This is a genomic window from Paenibacillus sp. MMO-58, from assembly GCF_037146255.1.
Classification (GTDB): Bacteria; Bacillota; Bacilli; order Paenibacillales; family Paenibacillaceae; genus Pristimantibacillus.
The window spans coordinates 1,152,135-1,178,689 of the sequence record NZ_JBBCVY010000002.1; the positions used below are offsets into that span (position 1 = coordinate 1,152,135).

The following is a 26,555-nucleotide window of genomic DNA, read 5'->3' on the forward strand; positions in this document are numbered from 1 at the left end:
ATCTATGTATTTATTTTAACGGGCTTTTTCTACATAACAAATACCTATATCTGATATCAAGATATGCTTGATAAGCATATCTAAAACAGGTATAGTCATTCATAGGCTAGCTGCTTCAGCTTTCAAAATGATAGCAAAAATAATATTGGCCTTTTAGGAGGGATGCAAATGGAAATTAGAGTTTTGCGATATTTTCTTGCGGTTGCAAGAGAAGGAAGCATCACGGCGGCGGCTGATTATTTGCATCTCACACAGCCAACCCTTTCAAGGCAATTAAAAGACCTTGAACAAACGTTGGGAAAAAAACTATTTGTTCGCAGCAGCCATAGTATCCTGCTTACCGATGAAGGAATGCTTTTAAGAAAGAGAGCAGAAGAGATCGTTGAGATGGTGGATAAGTTAGAGGCGGATTTTAAGTCGATCGAAGAAACCGTTAGTGGAGATATCTATATAGGCGGCGGAGAAACAAATGCCATGAAGCATATTGCAAGGATCGTTAAAGACCTGCAGTCAATCTATCCCAATATCAAGTACCATCTATACAGCGGAAACGAAGATGATGTAACCGAACGGCTTGAGAAAGGACTGCTGGACTTTGGCATTTTAATTCAGCCGGCCGCCTTGTCAAAATATAATTATCTGAATATCCCGGATAAGGATGTTTGGGGTGTTGTTATGCGAAAAGATAGCCCTCTGGCAGCCAAAGCTACCATACAGGCGGCCGATTTAATTCATGTTCCACTCATATGTTCACGACAAGCGATAAAGCAGACTTTTTCTAAAAATGAATTTGCAGATTGGTTTGGTGATGATTTTGATAAATTAAATGTCGTGGCAACTTACAATCTAGCCTATAATGCCGCAGTTATGGTTGAAGAAGGCACTGGCTATGCAATAACGCTAGATAAAATTGTAAACACGTCTAGTGATAGTCGCCTTTGTTTCAGGGCGCTAGAGCCAAAGCTTGAATCAGGTTTAAGTGTGGTTTGGAAAAAGCATCCCGTCTTTTCAGCCGCTGCCGCTTTGTTTTTAAAAGAAATTCAGGATAGATTTGGCGTCTTGTCATAAAAGGAATACCTCTCGCTACCCCATTTTTAATGTAAAGAGAACCTATATCACCTTTTTCAATCCGTAAACTTAAAAAAGTAAGGGCTGCCCAATGGCAACCCTTCTTCATTATTTTGCGCGCTTATTCATGCTCATCAACATTCATTAATTCCCTCGTCTGAATAGGCTGAGAGACAAAATTACTCACGACTTTCGTGAATTCCTTCGGTCTCATCAAATAGCAGATGCTTCCATAGCAATACTTGACGCTTGAAGAATGCTCGTAAATAATTATTAACATAATAAAAACTCTATCAATGTACGGTCAACGAATCTGATGCCTTCTTAACATTTCATAAATTCTTCCGGTTAGTCATTATATTTAGGCTTATGATCCTGAATATGGAGAAATCTTATCATTGCTCCCAAATCAACATAATAAAAAAAAGAAGCAGCTGCCTTCGCGGCAACTGCTCATACATAGCCCTGAACTTTCTACCATAAATATTTTTACATAGTGTTCTAAAAACCTTACTTCTTCGCCTTATATAACTCATGATACAGCTTCATGAGCGCTCTCTTCTCAATTCGCGACACGTAGCTCCGGCTAATCCCCAGCTCCTTCGCGATCTCCCGCTGCGTCCGCTCATCCCCGCCATGATCCAGGCCGAACCGGCCGCGGATCACTTCCTGCTCCCGCTCATCAAGAATATCGAGATTGCGGTAGATCTTGCTCTTCTCGATTTTCAGCTGCACCCGATCCACAACATCGTCGGCTTCCGTGCCGAGGATGTCGATCAGCTTAATTTCGTTCCCCTCTTTGTCCGTACCAATCGGGTCATGCAAGGAGACGTCTTTACGTGTCTTCTTCAATGAACGCAAGTGCATAAGTATTTCATTCTCGATACAACGAGCCGCAAACGTTGCCAACTTTGTTCCTTTTCCGGTCTGGAAACTTTCGATTGCTTTAAAAGCCCGATAGTTCCTATCGAGATCAGATCCTCGAGGTCCTCGCCCGTGTTATCGATTTTTTGACATTGTGAACACGAAACGATGTAATTTCAAAAAAATAAACCGTTCACTGTCAGAGACAGTAATCGGTTTATTTAATCTGGAGCTACTCTTCTTTTTAAGTGGAGTTCGATACTTCGTATCCACTCAGGCAGCAATTTATCATAATATTTTATTGAAGCTTGATCAGCTTCCAAAACAATTTCGCCTTCGGTACTGCTATTGTCTATAACAATCAGATGATCAATAAGCTCCAAGTGTTCAATTAAATTTTCCAATGAAGTCTCATGACGTCCGAATTGTACTTTTGCCGCTTCCATTATTCCCTGCGAACACAAACATTGTCGCAATTGGTTCATTCATGTTTAGAACCTTGTTGATGTATACGTTCTATTTCACCACTACTGTATTCCTTAAGAAACTCACCTTCACGCGTCTTATATACAATGTAGGTACCATTTGCTTTGGCATCTAATTTGGCTCTGTCACCAGTTAATTTTATGAACTTACTTAAATCCTGTAATCGATTGAACTTTATCACCTTCCAATCGCTATCTTATAACGAAAGTATAACATAACTTGATAATTAAAGCGGAGCAGCATTTCTAAAAATCATTGAACAGACGTACTTAAAGCTATCGTACGTCTGTTGCTATTATAAATCTCATAAAAACAAAGTGATCTGCTTGCATGAATTCTCTCAAGTGTCTCAGGTCCATTATCCCTGAAATAAGCATGTTGAATTTTTTGGTAGATTCTATTATTTTTTTGGGGCTATCCATTGATCTACCACAATAAGATGTAATCTAGCAACTTTCTCTTGAAATAGTTGCTTTTTTTGCCTCTGCCCTATCGTGCCGTTCGAGATCAGATCCTCTAAATTCTCACCTGTGTTGTCGAATTTTTTGACACATAGAGATTCAAGTCACTCAATACCAAACGTAAGTGTTTAAGTCCCAGTTTTGTAATCTACCTCATCTTCTGTCTGGAACTAAAGTATGAAGAAACTTGGAATGACTCAATAGTTCTGACACTTGAACAATTTGTACGGTTGGGTGTAATGTCTTCCGTTCGCACTTTCATATATCCCATGTGTTCCTTCCTCTGTTGCTCGAACGAGTCCATCCTCCAGTACACCTGCTTGCAGGTACGAACGGATAAGCTTCAACAGTGCTTTGTCCTTGACTCGTTCTGTTAGTCTTGCCATCAGGCGGTCATGATGGACGCGGTCGAAGAATTTCTCAAGATCGATGTCGACTACGATTCGGTATCCCTAAAGCTCCTTGCTTTCCTTACCGCATCATGTCCTTGTCTTTGCGGACGAAGTCCATAGCTGTGCTCGGAGAACGTAGGGTCAAACACAGGGGGCAATACTTGGGTAATTGCTTGCTGAATAAGTCGGTCTGTCACGGTTGGAATTCCTAACGACCTTGTTCCGCCGTTCGGCTTCGGGATTTCGACCCGACGGACTGGACTCGGTTCGTAAGTTCCCTTTCGTATGCTCTCTCGAATGTTTGACCAGTTTTGTAAGAGGTGTCCGCGTAAGGTTTTTACCGACATGCCATCTACGCCATGGCTTCCCTTATTCTCCTCGACTCTTGCTAGAGCCGACAACATATTTGCTCGTGACAGTACTTCCTCGATCATCTTATTGATACACTCCTTGCGTGAACGATTCTTCTCTTTGTGCCGTGGATGAACTCGGCCCTTCTGAGTACCCTCGCGTATTCACCGCTACTTTCCTCAGAGAAGTCCCTTTCAAAAAAAATTGGGATTGTCTGCTTTCAGCGCCCATCCACGAACTCCAAGTCGTTCCGTTCCTATTCCATGTTCAGCCCTTCAGCAAGCTGTTTCAACAACTTGCCTACTATGGCTTCTGCTGACTTCTGAACATTCAACTAGCCCTCTCGGACTTGCTTACGACTTTCAGTCGCTTCTTGTACAGGTCTCCCCAGGTAAGAACGCTATCTTCCTCTCCATCCATCTGCTTCATTTACTTTTGTACGCCTTCGGCAGTATGGGCTTCGGTTTGTTTAGCAACCTCATCCAACGTACGCTAGCCTTATATGAAGTTCGTGTTCCTCAGACCGGAGATTTGCCGCTGGCTTCCTTCAGATTCCACCTCACGGTGGACACCCTTGCCTTAAGCTAATGACTACTACTGCCTTCGTCATTCGGGACTTGAACCCTAGAGATAGCGCCCATGCTGGGCGCACTAAAAAAGAGCGGGTTATCTTTTCGATAACCTGCTCTTATACTTGATTTTAGGTTCTGCGCATTAACTTAATGACATTGTGCACATGGCAGGCTCATTTCGGGATATGCTTATTGCTCTTTCTTCCAATCCAGTTCGACCAGTTTGGACTGCAAGAAGGCAATGTTCTGCTTCGCGTACCAGTCTGGATCGGATTGACGCGAGTGGAACCCGATTTCCGACGTAAGATAGCCTTTGTAGCCGACTTCCTTCAATGCGCGGAGTACGCCATCAAAGTCGCAGCGTCCATGACCTGGCGGAAGCCGGTCGCTATCGGAGAGATGAATATGATGAAGCTTATCGGCCATGCGGTACACATAATCACTTGCGACTTCATTTCGGTACAATGAGTGGAACGTATCGAACATGAGCTTGACGTTATCCTGACCGGACTGCTCGCTCAGAAGTAGCGCATCATCCGCGGATTCAACGAGATTGCTGTCAGTCGGCGTCGGTTCGACGACCATAGTAATGCCAAGCTCCTTCGCATATTTCGCAACTTCGACGAGTGCCTCAAGACTGTAATCCCATGCTTGCTTCTTCGAAGTTCCGAATACAGCCCAACCAGCCAGGTAAATGACGGTTGGACACTCCCAATCATGCGCTAAGCGAAGTACTTCTTTATAGTGATTGATCGTATATGCTCTTTCCTCCGCAACCGGCGAACTTGGATTGTGGCCCGGACCGCCTCCAGGAGCCGGCAGCAAAGAGGATACGCTCAAATTCTCTTTCTTCAGCAGCTGGAGAATATCTTTGCGACGCTGCGCGGACACATGATCAGGCCATGCGTGCGGGCTGGCGCAGCCGATTTCAATGCCATCGTAGCCAAAGGAAGCAAGACGATGGATGACTTCTTCTAACGGATATGAAGGCACCCACACCGGAAAGCTGCTGTACACCCATGTATTAAACGAAATTCCTTTCACACTAAACACAACCTCTCGTATTTATTTATTTCAATCTTGAATGGATCAATCCCAGATAAACACTGCCTTTTCCGTTAATCGCTCATCAAACATCCGGAATGCGGTCGCAGCTTCATCCAGCTTAAACGTATGAGAAACTAACTTCTCGACAGGCAGCTTACGCTCGATAATGAAGCGTGTAATTTCATCGTACTCGAAGATGGGGAAGTACCAGGAGCCCATAACCGTGATTTGCTTACGGATCAGCTGATTGCTCGGATTAATCGTCAGCTCCCGGCCTTCGCCGATAAAGGCTGCACGGCCATGCGCCCGCAGGCAGTTCAACGCCGTGTTCTGCGCATGCGGACTGCCGGAGCAATCGATCGCCGCATCCGCGCCGCGGCCGTTCGTAATTTCCAAGATACGTTCCAGCACTTTTTCTTTCGCGTTAATAACGTGGTCCGCGCCAAGCTCTTTGGCCACTTCAAGACGTTCATCCAGCATGTCAACCGCTATGACGGTCGCTCCTAAGCCTTTAGCAACCATGACGCCCGCTCCGCCCATGGGCCCTAAACCGAAAATAACGAGTGTGTCTCTGCCGTTAATGCTCAGGCGCTTCTGGGCATGGTACAGCGTACCAACCGCATCGGTGGAAACCGCCGCGACGAGGTAGCTCATCTCATCCGGAATACGCATACAGTTCTCTTCCGGAACTACGACGTAATCGGCATCGCCGCCGTGCGTATCAAAGCCGATGCATTTCCATTCCGGACAGAACATCTTGTAGCCGCTCTTGCAATATTCGCACTCCCCGCAGCCGATCGCCAAGTAGACGGCAACGCGATCACCAATCTTGAAGCGCGCAACCCCGTTTCCTACCTGTGTAATTTCACCGGCTGGCTCATGTCCAGGATGGATGCAGCCGGATTTCGTCGTCTCTCCTCCTACGACCGGATTGCTGCCGTAGTAGAGGCTCATGTCGCTGCGGCAAATGGCTGATGCCTTCATCTTAATTAGTACCTCGCCGCTGCCTGGAACAGGAATTGGTACTTCTTTCACTTCCACTTGTTTATCGCCTGGAAAAACAACAGCTTTCATCTTCATCCCTATTCCCTCCATTAATGTTCAACTTGAACCCAGCGCTCTTCTTTATCGCTTATAAGAATCGCTTCCATAATACACATCGATAGATGCCCGTCTTCGAAGGTGGCGAAATTCGCCTTATCCTTCTGCGGGTTCTTGCCTTCCCGAATATACTTGTAATACTGCAGCATCATGTTCTTCACCGAATCAGGCCAACCTTCCGTATGCCCGCCAGGATGATGAATGGAAGGTCTGGCTTCTTCGAGGAACAATGCCGGATCTGCCATCAGTACCTCATTGAAACGATCGCGGTGGCCAATCCATAAACTAGCCGGCTCCTCCTGCTTCCAATAGGCGGATTTACGGCTGCCGTTCAATTCAAAGCTAAGCGCATTCTTCCTGCCGGCGCTAACCTGTGATACCGTAAAGGCTCCCTTACTGCCATCGTCGAAGCGGATAAGAACCGATGCATAATCCTCCGTATTGACAGGTATATCTTCATATTCTAAAACCTGCTCCCCTTTGCTTGCACCGAATGTAATCGCATGGGATACTGGCTTCTTTCGGATTGGATGCACGGTCCATAGATCAGCGAATACTTGCGTAATTTTCTTCCCTGTTACATATTGAACGGTATCGCACCAATGGGAGCCGATATCCGCAATAGCTCGTGACCTGCCGCCACTTTTTTCATCCAATCGCCAATTGTAATCCGTTTCGTACAGCAGCCAGTCCTGCAGATAGCTGCCGTGTACCGCATTGATCCTGCCGAATTCATCCTGCTTCACCATTTCCGACAGCTGCTTCATCATCGGATATTGCCGGTAGTTAAAATTAACGCCGTGCACGACGCCGTGCTTGCGGGCTAGTGCCACCAGCTCTGCAGATTCGGCACTCGACATGGCCAGCGGCTTCTCGGACAGTACATGCTTGCCGGCCTCGATGATTTCGCGGTTGATCTGATAATGCAGATGATTCGGCGTGCAATTGTGAACGACCTCAATGTCAGGATTGCGGAGCAAATCCTTATAATCTCCATAGGCAAGCGGCACGCCGAGCTGATCGGCTTTATTTCTTGCGCTTTCCTCACCGTTCTGAGCCAAGGCTATTACTTCTACAAATTCCAGCCTGCGTACGGCTTCAATATGGGCAGGTCCAATAAAACCGGTTCCGATAATACCCGCTTTAATTTTATTATTCATTTTTTTATAGCCTTCTTGCCGAACAAGACAGCCAAAATAATAATGAGACCTTTAATCATCATTTGTTGACTGACATCCAGGCCCATAATAATGAGTCCGTTATTGATCGTGCCAATCATAAGTGCGCCCACTAAGGTACCGATAATCGTGCCGACGCCTCCGAACAAGCTCGTTCCGCCGAGAATGACGGCCGCAATGACGGACAGCTCATCGCCTTCTCCGAAGGAGAAGCGTCCCGCATTCATCCGCCCGGCATAGAGCAGACCAGCCAGGCCAGCCATTACACCCGTACCGAGGAAAACCATAAGCTTGATGCGCGCGGTCTTCACACCGGAGAATTTAGCTGCATTCTCATTGCCGCCTGTAGCAAGCGTCTGTCTGCCGAACGAGGTTTTGCGCAGGAGCACATGCGCGATGATCGTAAACACGACAACCCACAGCAATAGAACAGGAACCGGACCGATATCGCCCGAGCCGAAGATGAAATTAAAATGGTTATTGATGATCGGAATCGGCGCCGTATCGGTGATCCACATTGCCATCCCTTTAACAGCTCCCATTGAACCAAGCGTTACGAGAAAGGAAGGAATAGCCGCCTTCGTTACAAGCAAGCCATTTATAAGACCGATCGCAAGCCCCGTGCCGACACCGGCGATGAGTCCGCCGATCAATCCAAAGCCGGATTGAAGAGCCAGCGCGCCCGTTAGCGAGGATAAGGCGGCGATAGACCCTACGGACAGATCGATTTCGCCCGTGCTGATAACAAATGTCATCGCAAGGCCCATCAACGAAATAGTGGCCGTCTGTCGCACGATGTTGAGCAGATTGCCCGATGTCAGAAAACCATCATCGAACAAAGTAGCCGAGAAATAAATAAATACGCCGATAAAGGCCAGATAAACGATGTAGTTTCTCCATTGAAAACTTTTTATGGATCCGAGCACGCCCGGTTTGGTGACAGATTTGGTTATACTAATATCCCTGGATTGCATATTGCAGCTCCTCCTCAGATTGAATCTCCTTGCGCTTCATCTCCCGATTGATCTTGCCTTCGTGCATGACAAGCACGCGATCACTTAGTGCAAGAAGCTCCGGGAGTTCTGAAGAAACAACGAGTATCGCCTTGCCGTTTGCGGCCATTTCGCGGATGATATCGATAATTTCGGTTTTGGCGCCGATATCGACGCCGATTGTCGGTTCGTCCAGCAGCAGAACATCCGGTTCAGTGGCAAGCCACTTGGCCAGAACAATCTTTTGCTGGTTACCGCCGGATAACAGGCCGCTTTGCTTATAAATGTTGTCGGTCTTGATATTTAGCCTTTCAACGAGACGCTTGCTGATCTCATTGGATTTCTTGTTATCGATCAGCATCCCTTTTTTCACCTTTGAGAGAATCGGGAGGATCATGTTATCACGGATACTGTGCTGTAAAACCAGTCCCTGCATCCGGCGATCTTCCGGAATTAAGGCAATCCCCGCATCAATTGCGTGCCGTGCGCTTTGAATTTTCCGCTTCTTCCCGTTTACATAAACCTCGCCTTTGTCCATCGGATCAATGCCAAAGATCGTACGCAGCAACTCTGTTCGCCCGCTCCCCATGAGACCGGCCACGCCGATGATTTCACCGGGCTGGATTTTCAGGCTGACATTGTCCACCTTCGTTCCCGCTGTGACGTTCCGAATCTCGAATACGGGCGGTACATCGGTAGCATAGTCGCGTTCCACCCACTCAAACGCTTTGTCGAACTCCGCGCCAACGATATGCTGAATGACCGAGTCAAGCGTTGTTTCCTTGATAATTTCCGTCGTGATTTTACGTCCATCCCGCAAAATAGTAATGCGGTCACAGATCTGAAAAATTTCATCCATGCGGTGGGAAATATAAATGATCGCATAACCCTTTGCCTTAAGCTGATTAATGAATTTAAACAGTACTTCCGTCTCCGTCTTCGTCAGTGACGAGGTCGGTTCGTCCATGATGAGAACCTTCGCTTCCTGCGACAAGGCCTTTGCGATTTCGGTCATCTGCCAATAGCCAACTCCGAGCTCCTGTACAACATCTGACGGTTTTATATCAACACCTAGTTCTTTGAGCAGCTTTTCAGTCTTGCGCGCATTGTCTTTGTCATCGAGCAGCCCCAAAGAGGTTTTGGCTTCACGAGTTAGATAAATATTCTGAGAGACGGTTAATGTCGGAATTAAACTGAACTCCTGAAAAATCATCGATATTTTATTCGCTCTTGCATCTTCATAACTTTTAATGCTAACCGGCTTGCCTTCGATCACGATGTCTCCTTTGTCGGCCGTGTAGACGCCGGTAAGAATCTTCATAAGCGTCGACTTGCCGGCTCCGTTCCCGCCCATTAGCGCATGAACCTCGCCTTGCTGCACCGAAAAGCTAACATCATTCAGAACACTAATGCCATTAAATGCTTTAGAGATATTTTTCATTTCGAGAATGGGTTGTTCCACTGCACTCACCTTCTTTATTTGGAGGCCGCCAATAAGCAGCCTCCGTAAATTGGATGTTTACTTCTTCATTGCATCCTGTATACTTGCCGGTGCGTCTGTGCCATAAATCAGCTTCCAGTTTTCCAGCACATTTTCTTTGGTTACTTTGATAGCAGGCGATGCAACATAGGCAGGGGCTTCCTTGCCAAGCAGAGCATAACCGGACAGAATGGCTTGCGCTACGCCTTGGTCATACGGAAGCTGTGCGCCAAGACCACGAACGATACCGTCGGAAGCGATCGATAAGGCTACGTTAGTACCAAGGTCGACTGTAGTGACAATCAGATCGTTCCGCCCCGCCGTTCTTGCAGCAGCCATAACGCCCTCTGCCGGAACGTCCCACGGTGCGAATATCCCGTTAATATCCGGGTTTCTCGTCAGCATCGCCGACGCAACTTCCTCACCCTTGTTCGGATCGGTAATTCCGCCTTTAGCGACAATTTCGATATCCGGATACTTCTCTTTAATGCGGGCTTCGAACGCATCGGAACGGTTCTTTGTCACGAAAAAGTTCACATCATGAAACACAATGCCGACCTTCCCTTTCCCGCCTAGCTTCTCCGCCATAATATCTGCGGCTAACGCACCGTTACCATAGTTGTCGCCGGATACGATACTGATATAATCCTTGCCAGGGACAAGCCCTTTCGCCGCACCATCCATGAATACCAGCTTCACGCCTTGATCGACGGCTTTCTTGTATGCGCTTGCAGTGGATACAGCATCGACTGGTACAGAGATCATAATATCTGGTTTTTTCGCCAAAACCGTTTCAATGTCGTTGACCTGCTTTTCGGCCTTAAACTGGGCATCTGTTACCGCGACAACTTCAATACCCATTTTCTTGAACGTATTTTCCATTGCGCTTACAGCAGCTGTCATATAGTCGGTACCGGAATAATGCATGACGATCGCAGCCTTGTACTTCCCATCCTTGATCTTCTTCAACTCGTCTTCAGAGAGCTGCAGGCTCTTCGCCGATACCGCCTTCTCTCCATTTGGGCCAATGTCCTGAACCGGCAGATCAGGAATATTCGGATTAATCGTCAGTGGTCCGGAAGCCGTATAGCCCTCATGTTCTTTCGGTGCCTCCGTCTTGTTTTGTCCGGCGTTTCCGCAGCCTGCTATCGTCAAACCGCATACAAGCAGCAAAGCAAGTGATGATATAAATCTTTTCTTCATATTCTGTTGCCCCTCACTTTATATAAGTTGTAGATCGATTCCTTCGCATTAGCTTAGCTGAACAATCGATTAACTTGAGTATAGGGCGAACGTGGTTACCAAAATAGACGATGAATTTAACCTGAAGGGGGAACTTTTTAGTGGAGAATTCACGCGAACGTAAAGAAGGACCGTGCGATGTTTTGAAATCACACAGTCCTTCTTTTTACTTAGTAAACTAATTTTCGTTCGTTAATAGCCGCTCTCTCTCATCAATTGCTCGACCTTAACAGCCGCTTCATCCAGTGCGGTCCTCGCATCCTTCTTCCCGGTCAAATACTGCTGCACCGCCGTTTGGACGGTCTCCGACACTTGGTCGTAATTTTTGATTCGCGGCCTTCCCATACCCACGCTCAAGGATTGGCCGAGCACCTCGTAATACTCACGAAGCGACTCGTCGGGTACAGTCTTGGCTGTCGCATAAGCTGACTTCCGGGTCACGTGCTGCCGAAATCGCAAGTAATCGCGCTGTACATCAGCGCTGGTCAAGTAGTCAGCCAATTCATAAGCTTCTTCCTTATGCTTCGAATACTTGTTTATTGCTAGCCCCCACGAGCCGAAATGGGGCCCTCGTACCAGTACATCCCCATTTTTCACGCCGGGAAGCATGAAATAGCCGACCTGGCCGCCTTGCAGGTTCGGTTGAAGCTTCATATCGTGGAAATTCATTCCCATGGCCACTTGCCCGAAGCCAAAAGCGATCTCGACCTCATCCCATGTGTAGGAAAGAACGTCTGGCGGGGTCACCTTGTCCTTAAGTATCCAGCTTCCATAAGTCTCCAGGGCCTTCACTCCGCTTTCGGAATTAAATACGGGATTAAACTTCTCATCGAACAGCTTTCCACCGAAAACGCTCAGAAATGATTTGTAATCGACGAAGCCGGCTTCATGCTTACCCGCCATCAATGTTGTGCCGTACATATCGATCGTCCCGTCGTGATTGATATCGCGGGTAAAGAACTTGGCAATGTCCATATATTCGTCCAGCGTAGTCGGGATGCTGAGTTCGCGTTTAAACCTACTTTTAAAGGCGGCCCGATTGGCCTCATCTTGGAATAAATCTTTCCGGTAGCTGACGGTAAGCACGTTCGACTGAATCGGCAAGCTCCAAATATCGAAGCCCGCTGCTGTTATACGATCCAGATTGATCGTATCCATCCCAGGCGGCACCCTTTGCGGCATGTCCTTGTCAAAGACAGAACTATCCAAAAATAATTTCGCGATGAAATCGTTTATATCCACAGTCGATTCCGCTTGAAGGATAAAAGGCGTCATCGGTTCCAGATGTTGAATAATTTTCGGTATCCATGGAGTATCGACGGCAATAAGATCATATTCACTGCTCATCCGGGACAACTCCGTAAACACCTTTTCCTGCAGGCTGTTATACGGAAACGTGCTTACTTCAACGCTAATCCCTGTCTGCTTCTCGTAGTTTTCGGCCGCGTTAACGACCGCCTCAGACCCAGCTTCTACCGTTGCATATAATACCTTCAGCTTAGTGCTTGAAGAAAGGGAATCCAATTCGTCCTGCGAACCGGAACGATATATGCTGCCATCCGTACATCCGGAGCAGCTTATCGCGATCATGAATAGCATAAGCATATGTATCCTTAGTCTGAACACCTGCGCCACGCCCTTCTTTTCTGTCTTCTTACTCACCTTCGTCCGGTTCGGTCAGGATACCATTATTCTTCCTAAATTCCGAGGGCGAATAACCGAACTCCTTCTTGAACAAGCTTCTGAAGTAGGCATAATCGGCATACCCGATATCCTCCGATATTTCGTTCACCTTCTTTCTCGTGTTCAGCAGGAGCGCGCTTGCATGCTTCATTCTTCTGCGAGTAAGATACCGGACGAAGGTGATGCCCATTTGCTGTTTGAACATGCGGCTTAATGTAACGGGGTGGACATTTACCGCTTCCGACACAACCTCCAGACTCAAGTTTTTCTCATTTGAATTCTCGATTACTTGCAGAGCCTGCTTAAACCAGTTAACCGCTTGCGGAATCTCGCGATCTTGCTGATCAAGCTTCTTAAGTGCCCTGACCCCGTTTATCACCATATGGCGAATCCGGTCCTTCAAAACTTCCCATGTATGATGCCGTCCTATCCATTCATGCCAATAATAAAGCGTTTCTTCGTCCACCATAATCACATTGTTCCTGCCCAGACCTTCATCCAGTACAGCCATAAGGTATGCGCATTCCTTCCGAAGCTCATCGTAAGTCACATTCGTCAAGCATTCGAACCATGCATTCAATCCCATTTCCAGCTCTGAGATCTCACCGGTCCGCGCATGTTGTATTATGATCTGCCTGTGCTTCGCGGCTTGATTCGCCCACTCTTTCTGTCCGGCACGTTTGCCGGAAGGAGGAGCATCGTTCATCTGAAAAAATCGGAGCTCCCTCTTCATGCGCATTTGCGACTGCAATGCGGGTAAAAAAGCTTTTCTCTCTCTGAAGCCGCTAGCGGATTCTTCCAATGGCGCTCTTAATACGATGGCTTCCAGGTCGGAATCCAGCGTCAATGTGAGCAGTATATCGTGGGAAGTGTTGTATTGATCCAATAGTGCTGCGCGATTCCCTAGCTCGATTTGCTTCCATTCGCGTTCATCAAACCACAGGCTGACATTAAAAGGCTGTACCTGCTCAATGGAAACATGCGGAATCGGGGTGACCCTCATAAGCTGATCCAGCTCCTTAATAAAAGTCTGCACCAGCATTCCTTTCACCTTAAGGACAATATCCGACAGTTCTCCGCGATCTGCCGGCTTGAGCAAAAAGCCGGTGGCGCCGAGTGTGAGCGCTCTCCTCGCATATTCAAAATCATCATACCCTGATATAATGACCACATGAATAGCAGGATACTTCTCATGTATGCGCTGAAGAATATTCAGTCCGTCAAACTCCGGCATGCGGATGTCCAGAAAAACAAGATCGGGTTGAATAAGCTCGATTCGCTTCAGGGCTTCATATCCAAATTCCGCATTAAACACTTGCTCATGCGGAAAAAGCGCCGTCAGCTTTTGAATAATGCTGACCCGCACTTCACTTTCATCGTCAACGACGCAGATTTTCACAATAAATCCAACTCCTTTATGCAAACCTAAAGCGAAGCCTATAGAAAATGACGCGAACGAGGGGGAGCCCGTTTTTGTTCTTATTCACTTATTTGAAGCGTATCATACAACGCATGTCGCTGAAGTACAAGTTGTTCGTGCTGTTGATTCTGATTTCGATCATTCCCATATCGTTGGTTAGCTATAGCTCCGAGTACTTTATGTTTCGCTCCAGCACGGAGTATTCGGCATCCATTTCTTCACAGTATGTGGAATTCGTCTCCAAGGAGCTCTCCGATTATTTGCAAGCCATGAATGAATCGTTCGACAGTGTCTTTATTAACACAAGCTTCCTTAACTATCTTGGAACACCTGCCGACCAATTAACCGAGCAGGCCAATGATATGATGCGATTTCGGCCAATAGTCCGGAACTCGCTGCAATTTCACCCCGAGGTACTCGGTGTACTGTACATCGACCGCTTGGGGAAAATATATTTCGATTCGTACCAAAATCAATTGAACCCCTCGTATTCGTTCGGAGCGGACCATCCCTATAAGGCTGCATTTGCAAACAGCAAGCCGGAGCTCACTGCGCCCCATCGATTGCCTTATATTTTGTATAGCAAAGCAAATGCATTCTCTTATATCAGGCCAATATTGGATACAGACACGGGCCAAACTGAGGCCTTGTTCATCATAGAAATCAAGGAAGAGAAAATCAAGAGCATGCTTAGCAGCAATCGGCAGGGCGAGGAAGGGCAAGTTATTTTGTATCATGAGAAGAAGGATACGACCGTATCCGAATCGCCCGATGCCGCCGCTCTGATGCAAGATTTCCAACAAGCCAGACTGCAAACTCATAAGACAAGCAGGCAGCTGCTGTTCACATCCGGCGCGCGAGAATATCAGGCCATCTACGCCGATCTTCCAGGCAGCGATTGGAAGATCGTATGGACGGCTCCCCTTAGCAGCATTAATAACGGGGTTCGGCAAACGTATCAGCTTACGCTTCTGATTGCTGCCTTCAGCCTAGTAACCGCCTTGATTATCGCCTTCCCTGTCATGAGCAACATTCTTCAGCCCTTGTTCAGGTTGAAGAAAGGGATGCAGAGCTTAGGGCGCGGCGTCTATGTCCCTGTGCCGATGAAGCACAACTATGATGAGATCGGATTTTTAATCAACAGCTATAACCAAACGCTCGACAAGCTTCAGTTCATGGAACGGGAAGTATATCAAGCCAACATGAGAGAGAAGGAACGCGAGCTGCTTCAGCTGCAGGCTCAGATCAATCCACACTTTCTGTTTAATACGCTGGAGACGATCGAATCCTACGCGGTCAGAAACAATGGCGAGGCTGTCGGCGATATGGTACAGTCCGTCTCCCGCATGATGCGATACACGATTAGAAGTGACGATGGATGGACCACACTAAAAGAGGAGATGGCGTACATTCGCAATTTCCTGACGATCCATTACTATCGCAACGGTAAAGATGTCCATGCCCATTTCGAGATCGCCCCCGAGCTGCTCGATTTTCCGATCATGAAGCTCAGCATTCAGCCTTACATCGAGAATGCAATCAAATACGGTTGGAGCCCGAATATGAGCACCGACGAGTTTCAGCTCACCGTCAAGGTTCAGGCCCTCGCGGATGCCTTAATGATTGTCATATGCGATACGGGAACCGGGATATCCAAGGATGTGCTGGACAAGCTTAGGCAGTTGATTCAAGGAAAGGGAACGACCAAGGATCCATATTTCCGTAAGCATACCGGCATTTTCAATACGTACCGCAGATTAATGCTGGTCTATGGCGATCAGGTTCAACTTTCTGTCGAAAGCACGCCGGAGCACGGCACCCGGTTTGAATTCAAAGTCCCTTACGGACACCAAAATCGAGGCCCGGCTTAATCGCTCGAATCGCCGATCATGATTCGAAGATCCCGTGGAGCAAACAAAGAGGTAACCATTATGGCTACCTCTTGTTTGCTATGCTTCTTGAACTGTTCCAACTGATGCCGTTGCCGGCTGCGGTGAGGTCGTTCTTACCCATCTGCCGCTGCTTGCGGATTCCAGAATCGCATCAGAAATTACATGGATACGATACCCGTCATGAAAGTTCGGAGAGACGGCCGTATCATTAACGATAGCAGATATGAAATCATGCGCTTCGATGATTTTTGTCTCGCCGTAGCCGATTCCGAGAGCTGGGATAGGCCACAACGCCGCACCGTTCGGATGGGCAGGACCGGTATAAATCGTACGGAATCCGCGTCTGTCATCCGGGTCATCCGAGAAGCAAACCTGCAGCTCGTCTCGTCGTTCGTAATTAAAAGCAATGGATCCTTTGTCGCCATGAATTTCAAAGGTCAGGAAGTTATTTCTTCCCCAAGCATTACGGGTCGCTTCGATGCTCCCAACAGCGCCGTTCTCGAATCGAAGCAGCGTACTGATCTCATCATCCACGTCAACTACTGCTTTCTGCAAGTCGCCAGTTGATTTTACCGTACCCAGCTTATCCACGATGCTGGCGGATACCGGACGCTCTTTGATCCACGTATTGGCCGTACCCATCACTTCAGTAATTTCTCCTACCAAATAACGGGCGAAATCAATTACATGCGTGCCAATGTCCCCAAGCGTACCCGAACCGGCCACATCCTTGCGGAAACGCCAAGACAGCGGCGAATTCGGATCGGCTGACCAATCCTGCAAATAGGTGCCCCGGAAGTTCAAAATGTTGCCGATCGCACCTTCCTCAATATATTTCTTCGCAAGCGTGACGGCAGGCGTCCGGCGATAGTTAAACGCCACCATATGCTTCACGCCGGCTTCGTTCACGGCATCCAGCATCTGCTTTGCTTCTTCTGTCGTCCGGGCAAGCGGTTTCTCGGAGATAATATGCTTCCCTGCTTTGGCCGCGGCGATGGCGATTTCGGCATGCGTATTATTCGGCGTGACGATATCGATGATATCGATGCTCGGATCTTCGATCACCCTTCTCCAATCAGAAGAGTACGAATCGAAGCCGTAGCGGGCAGCAGCCTCTTTTGCCAGCTCCTCATTGATATCGACTACCGTTTTGCGGTACGGAATGGCAGGCGCGGGCCAGAAAAACATTGGCATTCCCGCATAAGCCAGCGAATGCGCCTTCCCCATGAAACCTCCGCCAATCATCCCTACGTTTAACGTACGCATTGTATTCTCTCCTTCACAGGTACGATTAATGGATTACCGAGACTTGTTCGTTTATAACAGGTGACGAATTACTTCGCCATATCTTGAATCGCTGCAGGTGCATCCGAATGGTAAACGGTTTTCCAGGATTCCAGGACGTTCTCCTTATTTACCTGCAGCGACGGCACCGCTACATACGCCGGCGCTTCTTTTCCCAACAAGGAGTACGCCGCCAGAATCGCTTCCGCAACGCCTTGATCGTATGGCAGCTGGGCGCCTAGACCTTTGATCATGCCGCCCTTGGCAATGTCCAATGCCACGTTCGTGCCAAGGTCGATCGTGGAAATCACCAGATCGTTTCGGCCAGCGGAACGTGCGGCAGCGAGCGCGCCTTCGGCCGGTACGTCCCACACCACGAACATTCCTTTCAGCTTCGGATGTTTCGTCAGCAGTGCGGCAGCGACCTTCTCGCCGTCGTTAGGACCAACGATTCCGCCTCGGTCTACGATTTTGATATTCGGATACTCGTCTTTGATCGTTTTCTCGAATGCCTCGGTTCTTTGCTTCGTGACGAAGAAGTCCGCATCATGGTAGATCACGCCGACCTCGCCTTCTTCGCCGATCGCTTTCGCCAGAACATGTGCGGCCTCTACGCCATTGCCGTAGTTATCGGCAGAGACCACGCTGACGTAATCTTTGCCGGCCTGCAGTCCGCTTGCTTTGTTGTCCATGAACACGAGCTTCACGCCTTCATCCGCGGCTTTCTTGAAAACGCTCGCCGTCGAGACGGCATCGACCGGAATACTTACCAGGATGTTGGGCTTTTTGGCGAGTATCGTTTCAATGTTGGCTACCTGCGTTTCTGCTTTGAAGTTCGCATCGGTTGTGGCAACAATTTCGATATTCATCCTGGTGAATGTATCCTTTAGTCCCTTCAACTGCGCCGCGGACCAGTCGTTACCGGCATAATGCATGGAGATAGCTGCCGTGTAATGACCGGACTTTATCTTTGTCAGCTCTTCTTCCGTCAATTGCAGCGTTTTGGCGGAGACGGCACTCTCGCCGTCCGGCCCTTTGCTTAGAATTTCTTTATCCGGCAGGGCCTGATTAATCGTGATCGGTCCGCTGGTTTCCGCAGATGATGCCCCGTCATTAGCTGTCGTCTTCCTTGCCGCATCGTTAGCTTCGGCAGCTGCATTCGAGGCGCCCCCGGTGCTTCCGTTGTTCGTACCGCAGCCTGCCAGAGCCAAGCTGCAAAGAAGCATAAATGCTACCACTACAGAATTACGTTTTCTCATGGCCAATGCCCCCAGTTTTGATGATGAATGCCAATTCAATTCAAGCCTTCGGCCTTCGATACTCCGTAGCCTTCTTCGTTCGGGCCGTTAACGTGGCACACCCCTCCTCTGCAAGTTCAACCGCTTTCGAAAGCGCTGCTTGTCTTTGCTGTCAACTGGAAATGTAAGCGCGTTCATTAAAAGTATAGAAGGTTTAGGCGGGGAAAACAGCAGAATAATTTAACAGAAAGCGAAGAATTTTTTAGCCTTCATACCACTGGATAGCATGCTGCTTATTGCAAATTGAATTACAAACATATTTATTTCTATGAGCATCTTCACCGAGAATTAAATTGATGCCTGTGCCGTACTAAGCCGTAGTACATAAAAATACTGGTCGAAGTACGATTTCAAGTCTGCATCGATGACGTACCGATATCCGTCATCCAGATCCTTTCTTATCTTCTGCAGGGCCATGTGCGCACTTCCCCCTGGTCGAAATCCGGTAACTACAATCCATGAACCTGGCTTCAAAGATGGGTTCCAACTCTTCTCCTACTCTTTTCCCTTTCAGTTCCATGGCTTGTAGCCCTTCGGCAATCTCTATTTCCCTGTTGGTACTCGCCCCAGACGGCTTCTCCTTGTGTTCATTCCCCGGTTCTTCGCACACCCTAGCTCACCGGTTCCTGTCTGGCACATGGCTTCCCTCAATCTCTCTTCTTGTTGCGCTGCCTGTTCCGGGTTTTGCCTTCACATCCTCCGCACCTATCCTCACGGACTACGCACTATGTGTCAGCTAGGCACTTCCGCCACCTCGCGGTGTACTGGAGACTTTCACTCCTTAGTCGAGTACGCTGCCAAGCGCACATAAAGACAATTCTCTTTTGAAAACTAAAGAGAATTGTCTTTTCTTTGTACAATGCTATGATATAATCATAATTCCTTACTCTCACTTCTTCGCCTTATAAAACTCATGATAAAGCTTCATAAGTGCCCGCTTCTCAATTCGCGAAACGTAGCTACGACTAATGCCTAGCTCCTTCGCGATCTCCCGCTGCGTCCGCTCATCCCGCCATGATCCAGGCCGAACCGCCCGCGGATTACTTCCTGCTCCCGCTCATCGAGAATATCAAGGTTGCGGTAGATCTTGCTTTTCTCGATTTTCAGCTGCACGCGGTCCACGACATCATCGGCTTCCGTGCCGAGGATGTCGATCAGCGTAATCTCGTTACCCTCTTTGTCCGTGCCAATCGGGTCATGCAAGGAAACGTCCTTGCGTGTCTTCTTCAAAGACCTCAAGTGCATAAGTATTTCATTCTCAATACAACGAGCGGCGAATGTTGCCAGTTTCGTGCCTTTTCCCGTCTGAAAACTCTCAATCGCTTTAATAAGTCTCGTTCCGATCGAGATAAGATCCTCGAGATCTTCTCCCGTGTTATCGAATTTTTTTACGATGTGAACACGAAACGATGTCATTCAACGAAACGTTGGAATGACTGCGCTCGCTTCATAGAACCACTCAAAGATGCTTGAACATTCCATCTCTAGATGTATCTCATCCCACTTTAACGCGATAGAAGGATCTCCATTCGAACTCTTAGATCCAGTTGATCAGGCTGCAGCAAATACATTTAACTCAACTCAATACTAATTAAGAGATAATACGTCAACTACGAAAAAGAAAACCGTATCTTGGGTTTTCTTTTTTTCATACAACGGAACACCCGAAGCATTCACATACATAATCCTATGCTTAACAAAGTTCTTTCTAATCCTGCTTCATCCAATTGTCTAGCGATCCGTAATGGATTAGTTACAGCTATTCAAGAATAAGAAATCTGAACTACCTAATAAGCAAACAACGGCATAAATCATTGAAAAACCATCGTTAATACTGACGATGGTTTTTGCAATTTACTTAATATATAATTCATTTTGTTAATGTATTTATGGCAACCGGATTAACTTTGACACGAAGTAATGGATACTTGCTTTTATGAAACCCAATTGCGGTTATCATAATTAGCTTGGTATAGATTCTTCTCCAGCCCCTAACTCGTTTATAATAGAGTCACCAAATCTCTCTCTAAGTTGATCTGCCGAATAGATTAGATATAAATTCAATGGTCATTCTTTGGTTTTTAGCATATCGTAATGTCCGTAACATCTTTATTGAAAAATTTGTTTTTGGCCCTACCGATATGTAGCTCTAAAACCCCGTCTAACCTTTTATAACCCTTTTACAAGTTTAGAAATTCTCCAATTCCCCTTATGAGTCTTCCAAAATTAAAGGCTACCGTTACCGGCAGCCTAACTTTATTTATAGTTTACATGATCTAAATGAACCAATACGGCTATTTTAGAAGTAACACTTCAATTAATTTCTTCATATAATGGCTTTTTTCGTTGAATTATATCCGCGTCAGCCGTACTGCTATATATGACCGCCCTGGTAGCTTGATCTGAAAAGTCCCTTCAAAAGTGCCTTCTATCGTCTCAACGTTCATATTCCAAGTATCAATAATATCTGCTTTATAAGAAATTCCAGGTTTCAACATGAAATCGTGATAACACGGTTGTCTTGAACTAAAATAATAAAGATAAAACTCATCTGTAATTCCTGCTATGAACTCAAATTCAGTCATAATTGGGTTAAGTACACCTGTCGGTGCCTGCTCTATGATTTCTTTTAAAAATTTGATCCTATCCGGGCTGGAACCCCGCAAATGTCCGCCTTTAGACCACCAAAGAATATCTTCAGGATCCAAGTAAGTCTCCCCATGACCAGCATACCCGCCGCGCACTGCTGCTTCCCAAAATCTACGTACCATATCCTCACCAGTAATATTGCCCCAAAAAGGACTTATGTTTCCTTCGTAAGCACATTCATCAATAACTACTGGTTTATTCCATTGTTTTCTCCACTCCGCCGATCGGTCGGTTTCCGATTTTTGAAGACTACAATGTGAAATCCAAGGCCGCGAATAATCAAAGACGTTTACAAAATTATGAATCGATATAAGATGGTCATATGGATCGTTTTCCGTTACAATTTGACCAAAGCGCTCCCAGTCTTCATCTGGTTTATCCCAAAGCAATTCATGCTCATTTGCAAGTGACCACCAGATATTCCGGAAGGCAGACAATCTTGCCGTTATATATTTAAGGTAGAGGGTATCTTCAGATGGAGTCATAGTTGAAAAACCCCAGCGATCGTAAGGATGAAATAATATTAAATCCACCTCAATACCGAGTTTACCTAAATCGATCACTCTTCGCTCAAGATGCTTAAAAAACTCAGGATTAAATCGATTAAAATCCCAACCTTCTTCTACAGAACCCAAGAATGGATAGCGAAGTGGCTCATTCTCATTGAAAATAAATGATTTTGGAAATACACACATCCTCATTTTATTGAAGGCCGATTCTGACAGTGTCGACAATGACTGTTCCTCTAATTTCTCATCCTGATGCGTCCATACGTAACAAGTTGTACCAATCGGCAAATAACGGGTACCATCTTCGTATGCGAAATGGAAGGTATCGGCAACACGGACTGGTCCATGATTGCCTTCACCTGGAGATGTACAGATAAAGCCCCCTACAATACCACTCATTGATCGACTATTACTATTTGTGCGGTAAACCCACTCGCCTTCGATATTTGGCATAAAACGAATACGATAAACTCCATCACCGTCATAGAATCCTTTTACATTGACAGTTTTTTCATCGCATGTGAATTGAGCTCCAAGTACAACATCAATATAAGGGTTTCCATGACTTGGACCTTGAAGTTCAAGCTCGAAAACACACCACTTTTCAACACTATCTATAGCATTAAAAGGGGCACTACCAATTTCAATGGACAAATCCTCATAATTCTCAGGGGGAGCGTTATTATTTTCCCATTTTCTCGAAAGTTCAACTCCTTCAAGTTCCATTAAAACGTTATGAAGCCAATCGTTCGGATTCGGATGAACTAACTTTTTAGCTGCATATTCTGCTAGTGTACTTGCTTGAACAATAACAAAAAGAGGTTCTTTTTCGATATCTGGAGCGTGTTTGAGAATGATTGATTTCCCAACTTCACTTGACCATATATTACCTATTTTTGTGTCTCTTGTTATTTTCATCATTTACTACTCTCCTTTTATAACCTATGCATGCTTTAGGACTGCCGTTTACTAAACATAACTAAATATTTATCTCTCTTTTTAAGTAACAAATCAAATTTATCACTGTTCTTTTCTTTGGTCAAATGATTTTTTTTGGACTTTTCACGTGATATTCACTAATTCATTTTCATAAACAAACTAAACTGTTTATTGACTTTGTTCTAGATTATTTTAAAAAACCAAGCAGCACTAAACTTTTTGGTTTCACCAGCCTATAACTAACCCACTGAGTTACAGTTAATTTTAAGTTCTTTAACAAAAAACAACCTCCAGTGGAGATACAGGCTGTAGAGAAACCCAAGTTTTTTCAATACGTTGGGTACTCCCTTCCTGCAAGTCAATCATTTCATCTTTTGGACTTATAGATCACTTCGCTACGGGTTAGAAAAAAACTCCGTGTAGGGGAGGGTCTCCCCAGTTCACTGCATCCTCTTTCATACCATGCCGATCCCTTTATGCCAGAGGGTTCTTCACTGCCGCTCCAAGTACTTAGCAGTTTCCATGGCCTTCACCTATTGAAGCAAGGTTCGGCTCCCCCTTGTCCCTCTTGCGAGGCCTTTTTGACGACGCGGCAGGATTCACATTATGTTACGGCCTGGTATGTGGCTCGCTCTGTCTCCGACAGAGCTTTGGTCGATGCGCTTCTACACAAAGCTTTCGCCCTATGCAGGCACCCAAGCTACATGGGGGCTTGGCCCCTCCCATGACTTCACCGGCTAGATGATGCGTGCCTCTGGGCACGCCTTCAATAAAAAGCGACAGCTGATTACAGATCGGCTGTCGCATTATAGGTTGCAATAGGTAAGCGTTTGATGTAATCCTCGTGAATGACGTTTCACGACTTTGGGTCACAGAAAATGAAATATACTCAAGTCCCAAGCAAAAGATATACCGATATTGAAAAACCGGGTCCAATCTGGAACCCGGTAGTTATTTATTATTTTGACATCAGATAGGGAAAGTAAAACGATAGCTGCCGGATCCAATATTAAACGAACAGCCGCTTTCCATAGGTTTCACTTGAGCTACTCCAATTACTTGGTCCAACTGAACTCCATTTTCACGTATCTCTGTATATTGACTAACTGGAACAATTACTTCTGCTAAGGTATTTGCTGGAATTGTTACCAACATTTCTACACTAACCTCGTTAAATTTCTTCCATGATACCGAAATATTCCCGTGAATTGAATTATAAGAGGCCTCAGCCCATGACAGGTGCTCACTTATTTGTGGTCTGATTAGAATCTCCTTATACCCCGGTTTCTTCAGATCAATTCCTCCGACGACTTGATAAAGCCAATCCCCGATTGCACCATAAGCATAATGATTATAAGAGTTCATATTATCGCTCCAGAAAGACCCATCCTGTTTAATACCATCCCAATGTTCCCAGATCGTAGTGGCCCCTTGAACAACAGAGAACAACCAGGAAGGATACTCAGTCTGCAATAATAGTTTGTAAGCAAGATCCGTATAACCAAAGCGCGATAACACTAAATTCAAATAAGGTGTACCCACAAATCCTGTAGTTAAATGAATTCCATTTTCTTCAATATGTTCCGCCAACATCTTGGCTACACGTGGCCGGTCTTTTTCCTCGAGTAAGTCAAACATCAATGCCAGTACATATGCAGTCTGCGTCGGTGATGCCACTCGTCCACTCGGAGTCACAAATTCCGTTCGGAACGCTGAAAGAATTTTTTTATGCAGGTTTCGATATTCCTTCTCATCTTCAGTATTATTAAGAGTAGAAGCAGTTTTTGCCAATAGATCTGTCGAATGGGCAAAGAAAGCTGTCGCTATTAAATCTTTTGGAGTTGAGCCTGTATAACTATTTTCTTTGGCATCGAGTCCAAGCCAGTCTCCGAAATGAAAGCCAGTATTCCACAAGTACTCATTATCACCTTGTCTACGCATGTATTCAACCCATGCTTTCATACTCGCATATTGAGTTTCCAGCACTCGTGTATCACCATAGCACTGATAAAGCGTCCAAGGACAAATAACCGCGGCATCTCCCCATGCAGAAGAACCATATCCTGCTGCTGGTATGTCTGGGATAACATGCGGGACTCTTCCATCAGTTTCCTGATCGGCAGCCAGATCTTTAAGCCATTTCTCAAAGAACGGGACCACATTCATATTATAAGCAGATGTACGAATAAAAACTTGTGCATCTCCAGTCCAGCCTAGTCGTTCATCACGTTGTGGGCAGTCTGTAGGGATATCTAGAAAATTCCCTCTTTGACCCCAAATAATATTTTGCTGCAGTTGATTAACGAGTTCATCCGAACAACGGAAACTCCCCGTCATTTCAAGATCCGTATGAATAACATGACCAGAAAATTGGTTCGTCAATTGATCTCTGGAAACACCAGTAACTTTAACATAGCGGAAGCCTTGGAATGAGAAGTAAGGTTCATATGATTCTTCTTCCCCACCTCGACATATATATGTTACAGTTTGTTTTGCAGATCGAAGATTCCCAGTGTAGAAATTCCCATCGCGATCCAAAACTTCAGCATGCTCAAGTGTTATGACAGTCCCAGCTTCTGCAGTCACAGAAAACCTTACCCATCCAACCATGTTCTGACCCATATCAATCACAGTATCCCCCTGTGGTGTAATAATGACAGTATCAGGTTTAATGATTTCTGTTACTCTAGCAGGTTCGTTTTCTTGAGCAACTAATACAGATTCAGGGACAGCATGTACTACTACCTTCTCCCAATCATCAGCTGCAAATCCCGGTAAAGCCCAACCGGCTCTCTCTAGCCTGGCATCGTAGTATTCTCCATGATAAAGTTCTGACATGAGAAGAGGCCCTGTCGACACTCGCCAACTACCGTCCGTCATGATAACAGATTCTGATCCGTCATCCAGTGTAATGTGTATCTGAATCATAACGGAACGTCTCGATCCAAAGAATTCCTTGTCACCTTCCCATGCAAGATATCCTTTATACCAGCCATTCCCTACCATACAACCAATCGCATTTACCCCTTGTTGAATCAATGATGTCACGTCATACGTTTGATATTGAAGGCGTTTATTATAGCTTGTCCAACCAGGATTAAAAAGTGTATCATCTGCAGGCATACCGTTCACAAATAATCGATACAAACCAAGGGAGGTTGCATATGCCCTAGCGGAAACAACTTTTCCAGGTATGTTAAATTCTGTGCGTAGATAATCACACTTATCTTGATCGGCAGCATTTAGCCTAGGTGCCGCTGTTAACCAGTTTGCTTTTAGCTCCTCAGTTGGAGTTAAAAAAGCCGTTTCCCAAAAAGATGGATCACTCCAATCTGAGGCAGTTTCTTGATTGTCCCACACTCGTACTCTGAAGTAATACCGTGTACGAGACTTTAAAGTTGGACCTGAATATTCAATATGAATATTTTGTTCTGTGGTTATTATTCCGGAATCCCATGTAGCTTCAGACTGAAAGCCCTTTTCAGTAGCTACTTCAATTTGATAGGCGGACTGAATAAAACCTCTCTTTTCCGAAATGATCTCCCAACTGAGTCTTGGTTTGTAATCATCAATACCTAGTGGGTTTCTTCTATAATTAACACGTAAGTTCGTAACTGAAAAGTTATTCATTTTCATTGCTCCTTTAT

The 26,555-nt window shown here is 46.1% G+C and carries 16 protein-coding genes and 3 pseudogenes; 2 read left to right on the plus strand and 17 right to left on the minus strand.

All coding sequences use genetic code 11. The features are described from left to right. Positions 1-168 precede the first annotated feature (168 nt). On the plus strand, positions 169-1,068 hold the full coding sequence (locus WFJ73_RS10780) for a LysR family transcriptional regulator (RefSeq protein ID WP_336773031.1): 900 nt from the start codon (positions 169-171) through the stop codon (positions 1,066-1,068). Between the two features lie 510 nt (positions 1,069-1,578). Here WFJ73_RS10780 and sigK (WFJ73_RS10785) read toward each other — a convergent pair. The 12 genes and pseudogenes from sigK (WFJ73_RS10785) to WFJ73_RS10840 all read right to left on the minus strand — a co-directional run. Continuing rightward, positions 1,579-2,081, minus strand: a pseudogene (gene sigK / locus WFJ73_RS10785) (RNA polymerase sporulation sigma factor SigK); the annotation flags it as partial. Between the two features lie 72 nt (positions 2,082-2,153). Beyond that, entirely contained in the window at positions 2,154-2,378 is a 225-nt protein-coding gene (locus WFJ73_RS10790) for a hypothetical protein (RefSeq protein ID WP_336773032.1), read from the minus strand. Positions 2,379-2,413: 35 nt separating this feature from the next. Next, the gene (locus WFJ73_RS10795) at positions 2,414-2,596 is read right to left on the minus strand and encodes a hypothetical protein (RefSeq protein ID WP_336773098.1); all 183 of its coding nucleotides are present in this window, start codon (positions 2,594-2,596) and stop codon (positions 2,414-2,416) included. A 555-nt stretch (positions 2,597-3,151) separates the two neighbouring features. Next, positions 3,152-3,705 (minus strand): annotated as a pseudogene (locus WFJ73_RS10800) (reverse transcriptase domain-containing protein); the annotation flags it as partial. 678 nt (positions 3,706-4,383) lie between these two features. Next, positions 4,384-5,238: a sugar phosphate isomerase/epimerase family protein gene (locus tag WFJ73_RS10805; protein ID WP_336773033.1), complete on the minus strand. Its 855-nt coding sequence runs from the start codon at positions 5,236-5,238 to the stop codon at positions 4,384-4,386. Positions 5,239-5,283: 45 nt separating this feature from the next. Next, on the minus strand, positions 5,284-6,321 hold the full coding sequence (locus WFJ73_RS10810) for a zinc-dependent alcohol dehydrogenase family protein (RefSeq protein ID WP_336773034.1): 1,038 nt from the start codon (positions 6,319-6,321) through the stop codon (positions 5,284-5,286). Between the two features lie 14 nt (positions 6,322-6,335). Continuing rightward, positions 6,336-7,502: a Gfo/Idh/MocA family protein gene (locus WFJ73_RS10815; RefSeq protein WP_336773035.1), complete on the minus strand. Its 1,167-nt coding sequence runs from the start codon at positions 7,500-7,502 to the stop codon at positions 6,336-6,338. Beyond that, entirely contained in the window at positions 7,499-8,494 is a 996-nt protein-coding gene (locus tag WFJ73_RS10820; RefSeq protein WP_336773036.1) for an ABC transporter permease, read from the minus strand. The genes WFJ73_RS10815 and WFJ73_RS10820 overlap by 4 nt, the downstream gene beginning before the upstream one ends. Continuing rightward, positions 8,475-9,974 carry a sugar ABC transporter ATP-binding protein gene (locus WFJ73_RS10825; protein WP_336773037.1) on the minus strand — a complete coding sequence of 500 codons (1,500 nt, stop codon included), beginning with the start codon at positions 9,972-9,974 and terminating at the stop codon, positions 8,475-8,477. Before WFJ73_RS10825 ends, WFJ73_RS10820 begins: the two co-directional genes overlap by 20 nt. Before the next feature lie 57 nt (positions 9,975-10,031). Then, a complete protein-coding gene (locus WFJ73_RS10830) occupies positions 10,032-11,195 on the minus strand; it encodes a substrate-binding domain-containing protein (RefSeq protein WP_336773038.1) in 1,164 nt (387 codons plus the stop codon). A gap of 231 nt (positions 11,196-11,426) precedes the next feature. Further along, complete coding sequence (locus tag WFJ73_RS10835) at positions 11,427-12,833, minus strand: ABC transporter substrate-binding protein (protein WP_336773039.1); 1,407 nt, start codon at positions 12,831-12,833, stop codon at positions 11,427-11,429. A 55-nt stretch (positions 12,834-12,888) separates the two neighbouring features. After that, positions 12,889-14,316, minus strand: a complete 1,428-nt coding sequence (locus WFJ73_RS10840) for a response regulator transcription factor (protein WP_336773040.1) — start codon at positions 14,314-14,316, stop codon at positions 12,889-12,891. A gap of 74 nt (positions 14,317-14,390) precedes the next feature. On the opposite strand from WFJ73_RS10840, the gene WFJ73_RS10845 reads away from it, so the two are divergent. Next, positions 14,391-16,208: a cache domain-containing sensor histidine kinase gene (locus WFJ73_RS10845; protein WP_336773041.1), complete on the plus strand. Its 1,818-nt coding sequence runs from the start codon at positions 14,391-14,393 to the stop codon at positions 16,206-16,208. 78 nt (positions 16,209-16,286) lie between these two features. On the opposite strand, the gene WFJ73_RS10850 is transcribed toward WFJ73_RS10845, so the two are convergent. The 5 genes and pseudogenes from WFJ73_RS10850 to WFJ73_RS10870 all read right to left on the minus strand — a co-directional run bounded on the left by WFJ73_RS10850 (position 16,287) and on the right by WFJ73_RS10870 (position 26,538). Further along, positions 16,287-17,495, minus strand: a complete 1,209-nt coding sequence (locus tag WFJ73_RS10850; RefSeq protein WP_336773042.1) for a Gfo/Idh/MocA family protein — start codon at positions 17,493-17,495, stop codon at positions 16,287-16,289. 68 nt (positions 17,496-17,563) lie between these two features. Further along, positions 17,564-18,772 carry a substrate-binding domain-containing protein gene (locus WFJ73_RS10855; RefSeq protein WP_336773043.1) on the minus strand — a complete coding sequence of 403 codons (1,209 nt, stop codon included), beginning with the start codon at positions 18,770-18,772 and terminating at the stop codon, positions 17,564-17,566. 928 nt (positions 18,773-19,700) lie between these two features. After that, positions 19,701-20,227, minus strand: a pseudogene (gene sigK / locus WFJ73_RS10860) (RNA polymerase sporulation sigma factor SigK). A gap of 935 nt (positions 20,228-21,162) precedes the next feature. Beyond that, the gene (locus WFJ73_RS10865; RefSeq protein ID WP_336773044.1) at positions 21,163-22,890 is read right to left on the minus strand and encodes a DUF5605 domain-containing protein; all 1,728 of its coding nucleotides are present in this window, start codon (positions 22,888-22,890) and stop codon (positions 21,163-21,165) included. Positions 22,891-23,877: 987 nt separating this feature from the next. Beyond that, complete coding sequence (locus WFJ73_RS10870; RefSeq protein ID WP_336773045.1) at positions 23,878-26,538, minus strand: family 78 glycoside hydrolase catalytic domain; 2,661 nt, start codon at positions 26,536-26,538, stop codon at positions 23,878-23,880. Between the last annotated feature and the right edge of the window lie 17 nt (positions 26,539-26,555).

Excerpts from the sequence above, each read along its gene's own strand:
- WFJ73_RS10780 (WP_336773031.1), top strand. The coding sequence starts at position 169 with ATGGAAATTAGAGTTTTGCGATATTTTCTTGCGGTTGCAAGAGAAGGA.
- WFJ73_RS10790 (WP_336773032.1), bottom strand. The coding sequence starts at position 2,378 with ATGGAAGCGGCAAAAGTACAATTCGGACGTCATGAGACTTCATTGGAA.
- WFJ73_RS10810 (WP_336773034.1), bottom strand. The coding sequence starts at position 6,321 with ATGAAGATGAAAGCTGTTGTTTTTCCAGGCGATAAACAAGTGGAAGTG.
- WFJ73_RS10815 (WP_336773035.1), bottom strand. The coding sequence starts at position 7,502 with ATGAATAATAAAATTAAAGCGGGTATTATCGGAACCGGTTTTATTGGA.
- WFJ73_RS10820 (WP_336773036.1), bottom strand. The coding sequence starts at position 8,494 with ATGCAATCCAGGGATATTAGTATAACCAAATCTGTCACCAAACCGGGC.
- WFJ73_RS10830 (WP_336773038.1), bottom strand. The coding sequence starts at position 11,195 with ATGAAGAAAAGATTTATATCATCACTTGCTTTGCTGCTTGTATGCGGT.
- WFJ73_RS10835 (WP_336773039.1), bottom strand. The coding sequence starts at position 12,833 with ATGCTATTCATGATCGCGATAAGCTGCTCCGGATGTACGGATGGCAGC.
- WFJ73_RS10850 (WP_336773042.1), bottom strand. The coding sequence starts at position 17,495 with ATGCGTACGTTAAACGTAGGGATGATTGGCGGAGGTTTCATGGGGAAG.
- WFJ73_RS10855 (WP_336773043.1), bottom strand. The coding sequence starts at position 18,772 with ATGAGAAAACGTAATTCTGTAGTGGTAGCATTTATGCTTCTTTGCAGC.
- WFJ73_RS10865 (WP_336773044.1), bottom strand. The coding sequence starts at position 22,890 with ATGATGAAAATAACAAGAGACACAAAAATAGGTAATATATGGTCAAGT.
- WFJ73_RS10870 (WP_336773045.1), bottom strand. The coding sequence starts at position 26,538 with ATGAATAACTTTTCAGTTACGAACTTACGTGTTAATTATAGAAGAAAC.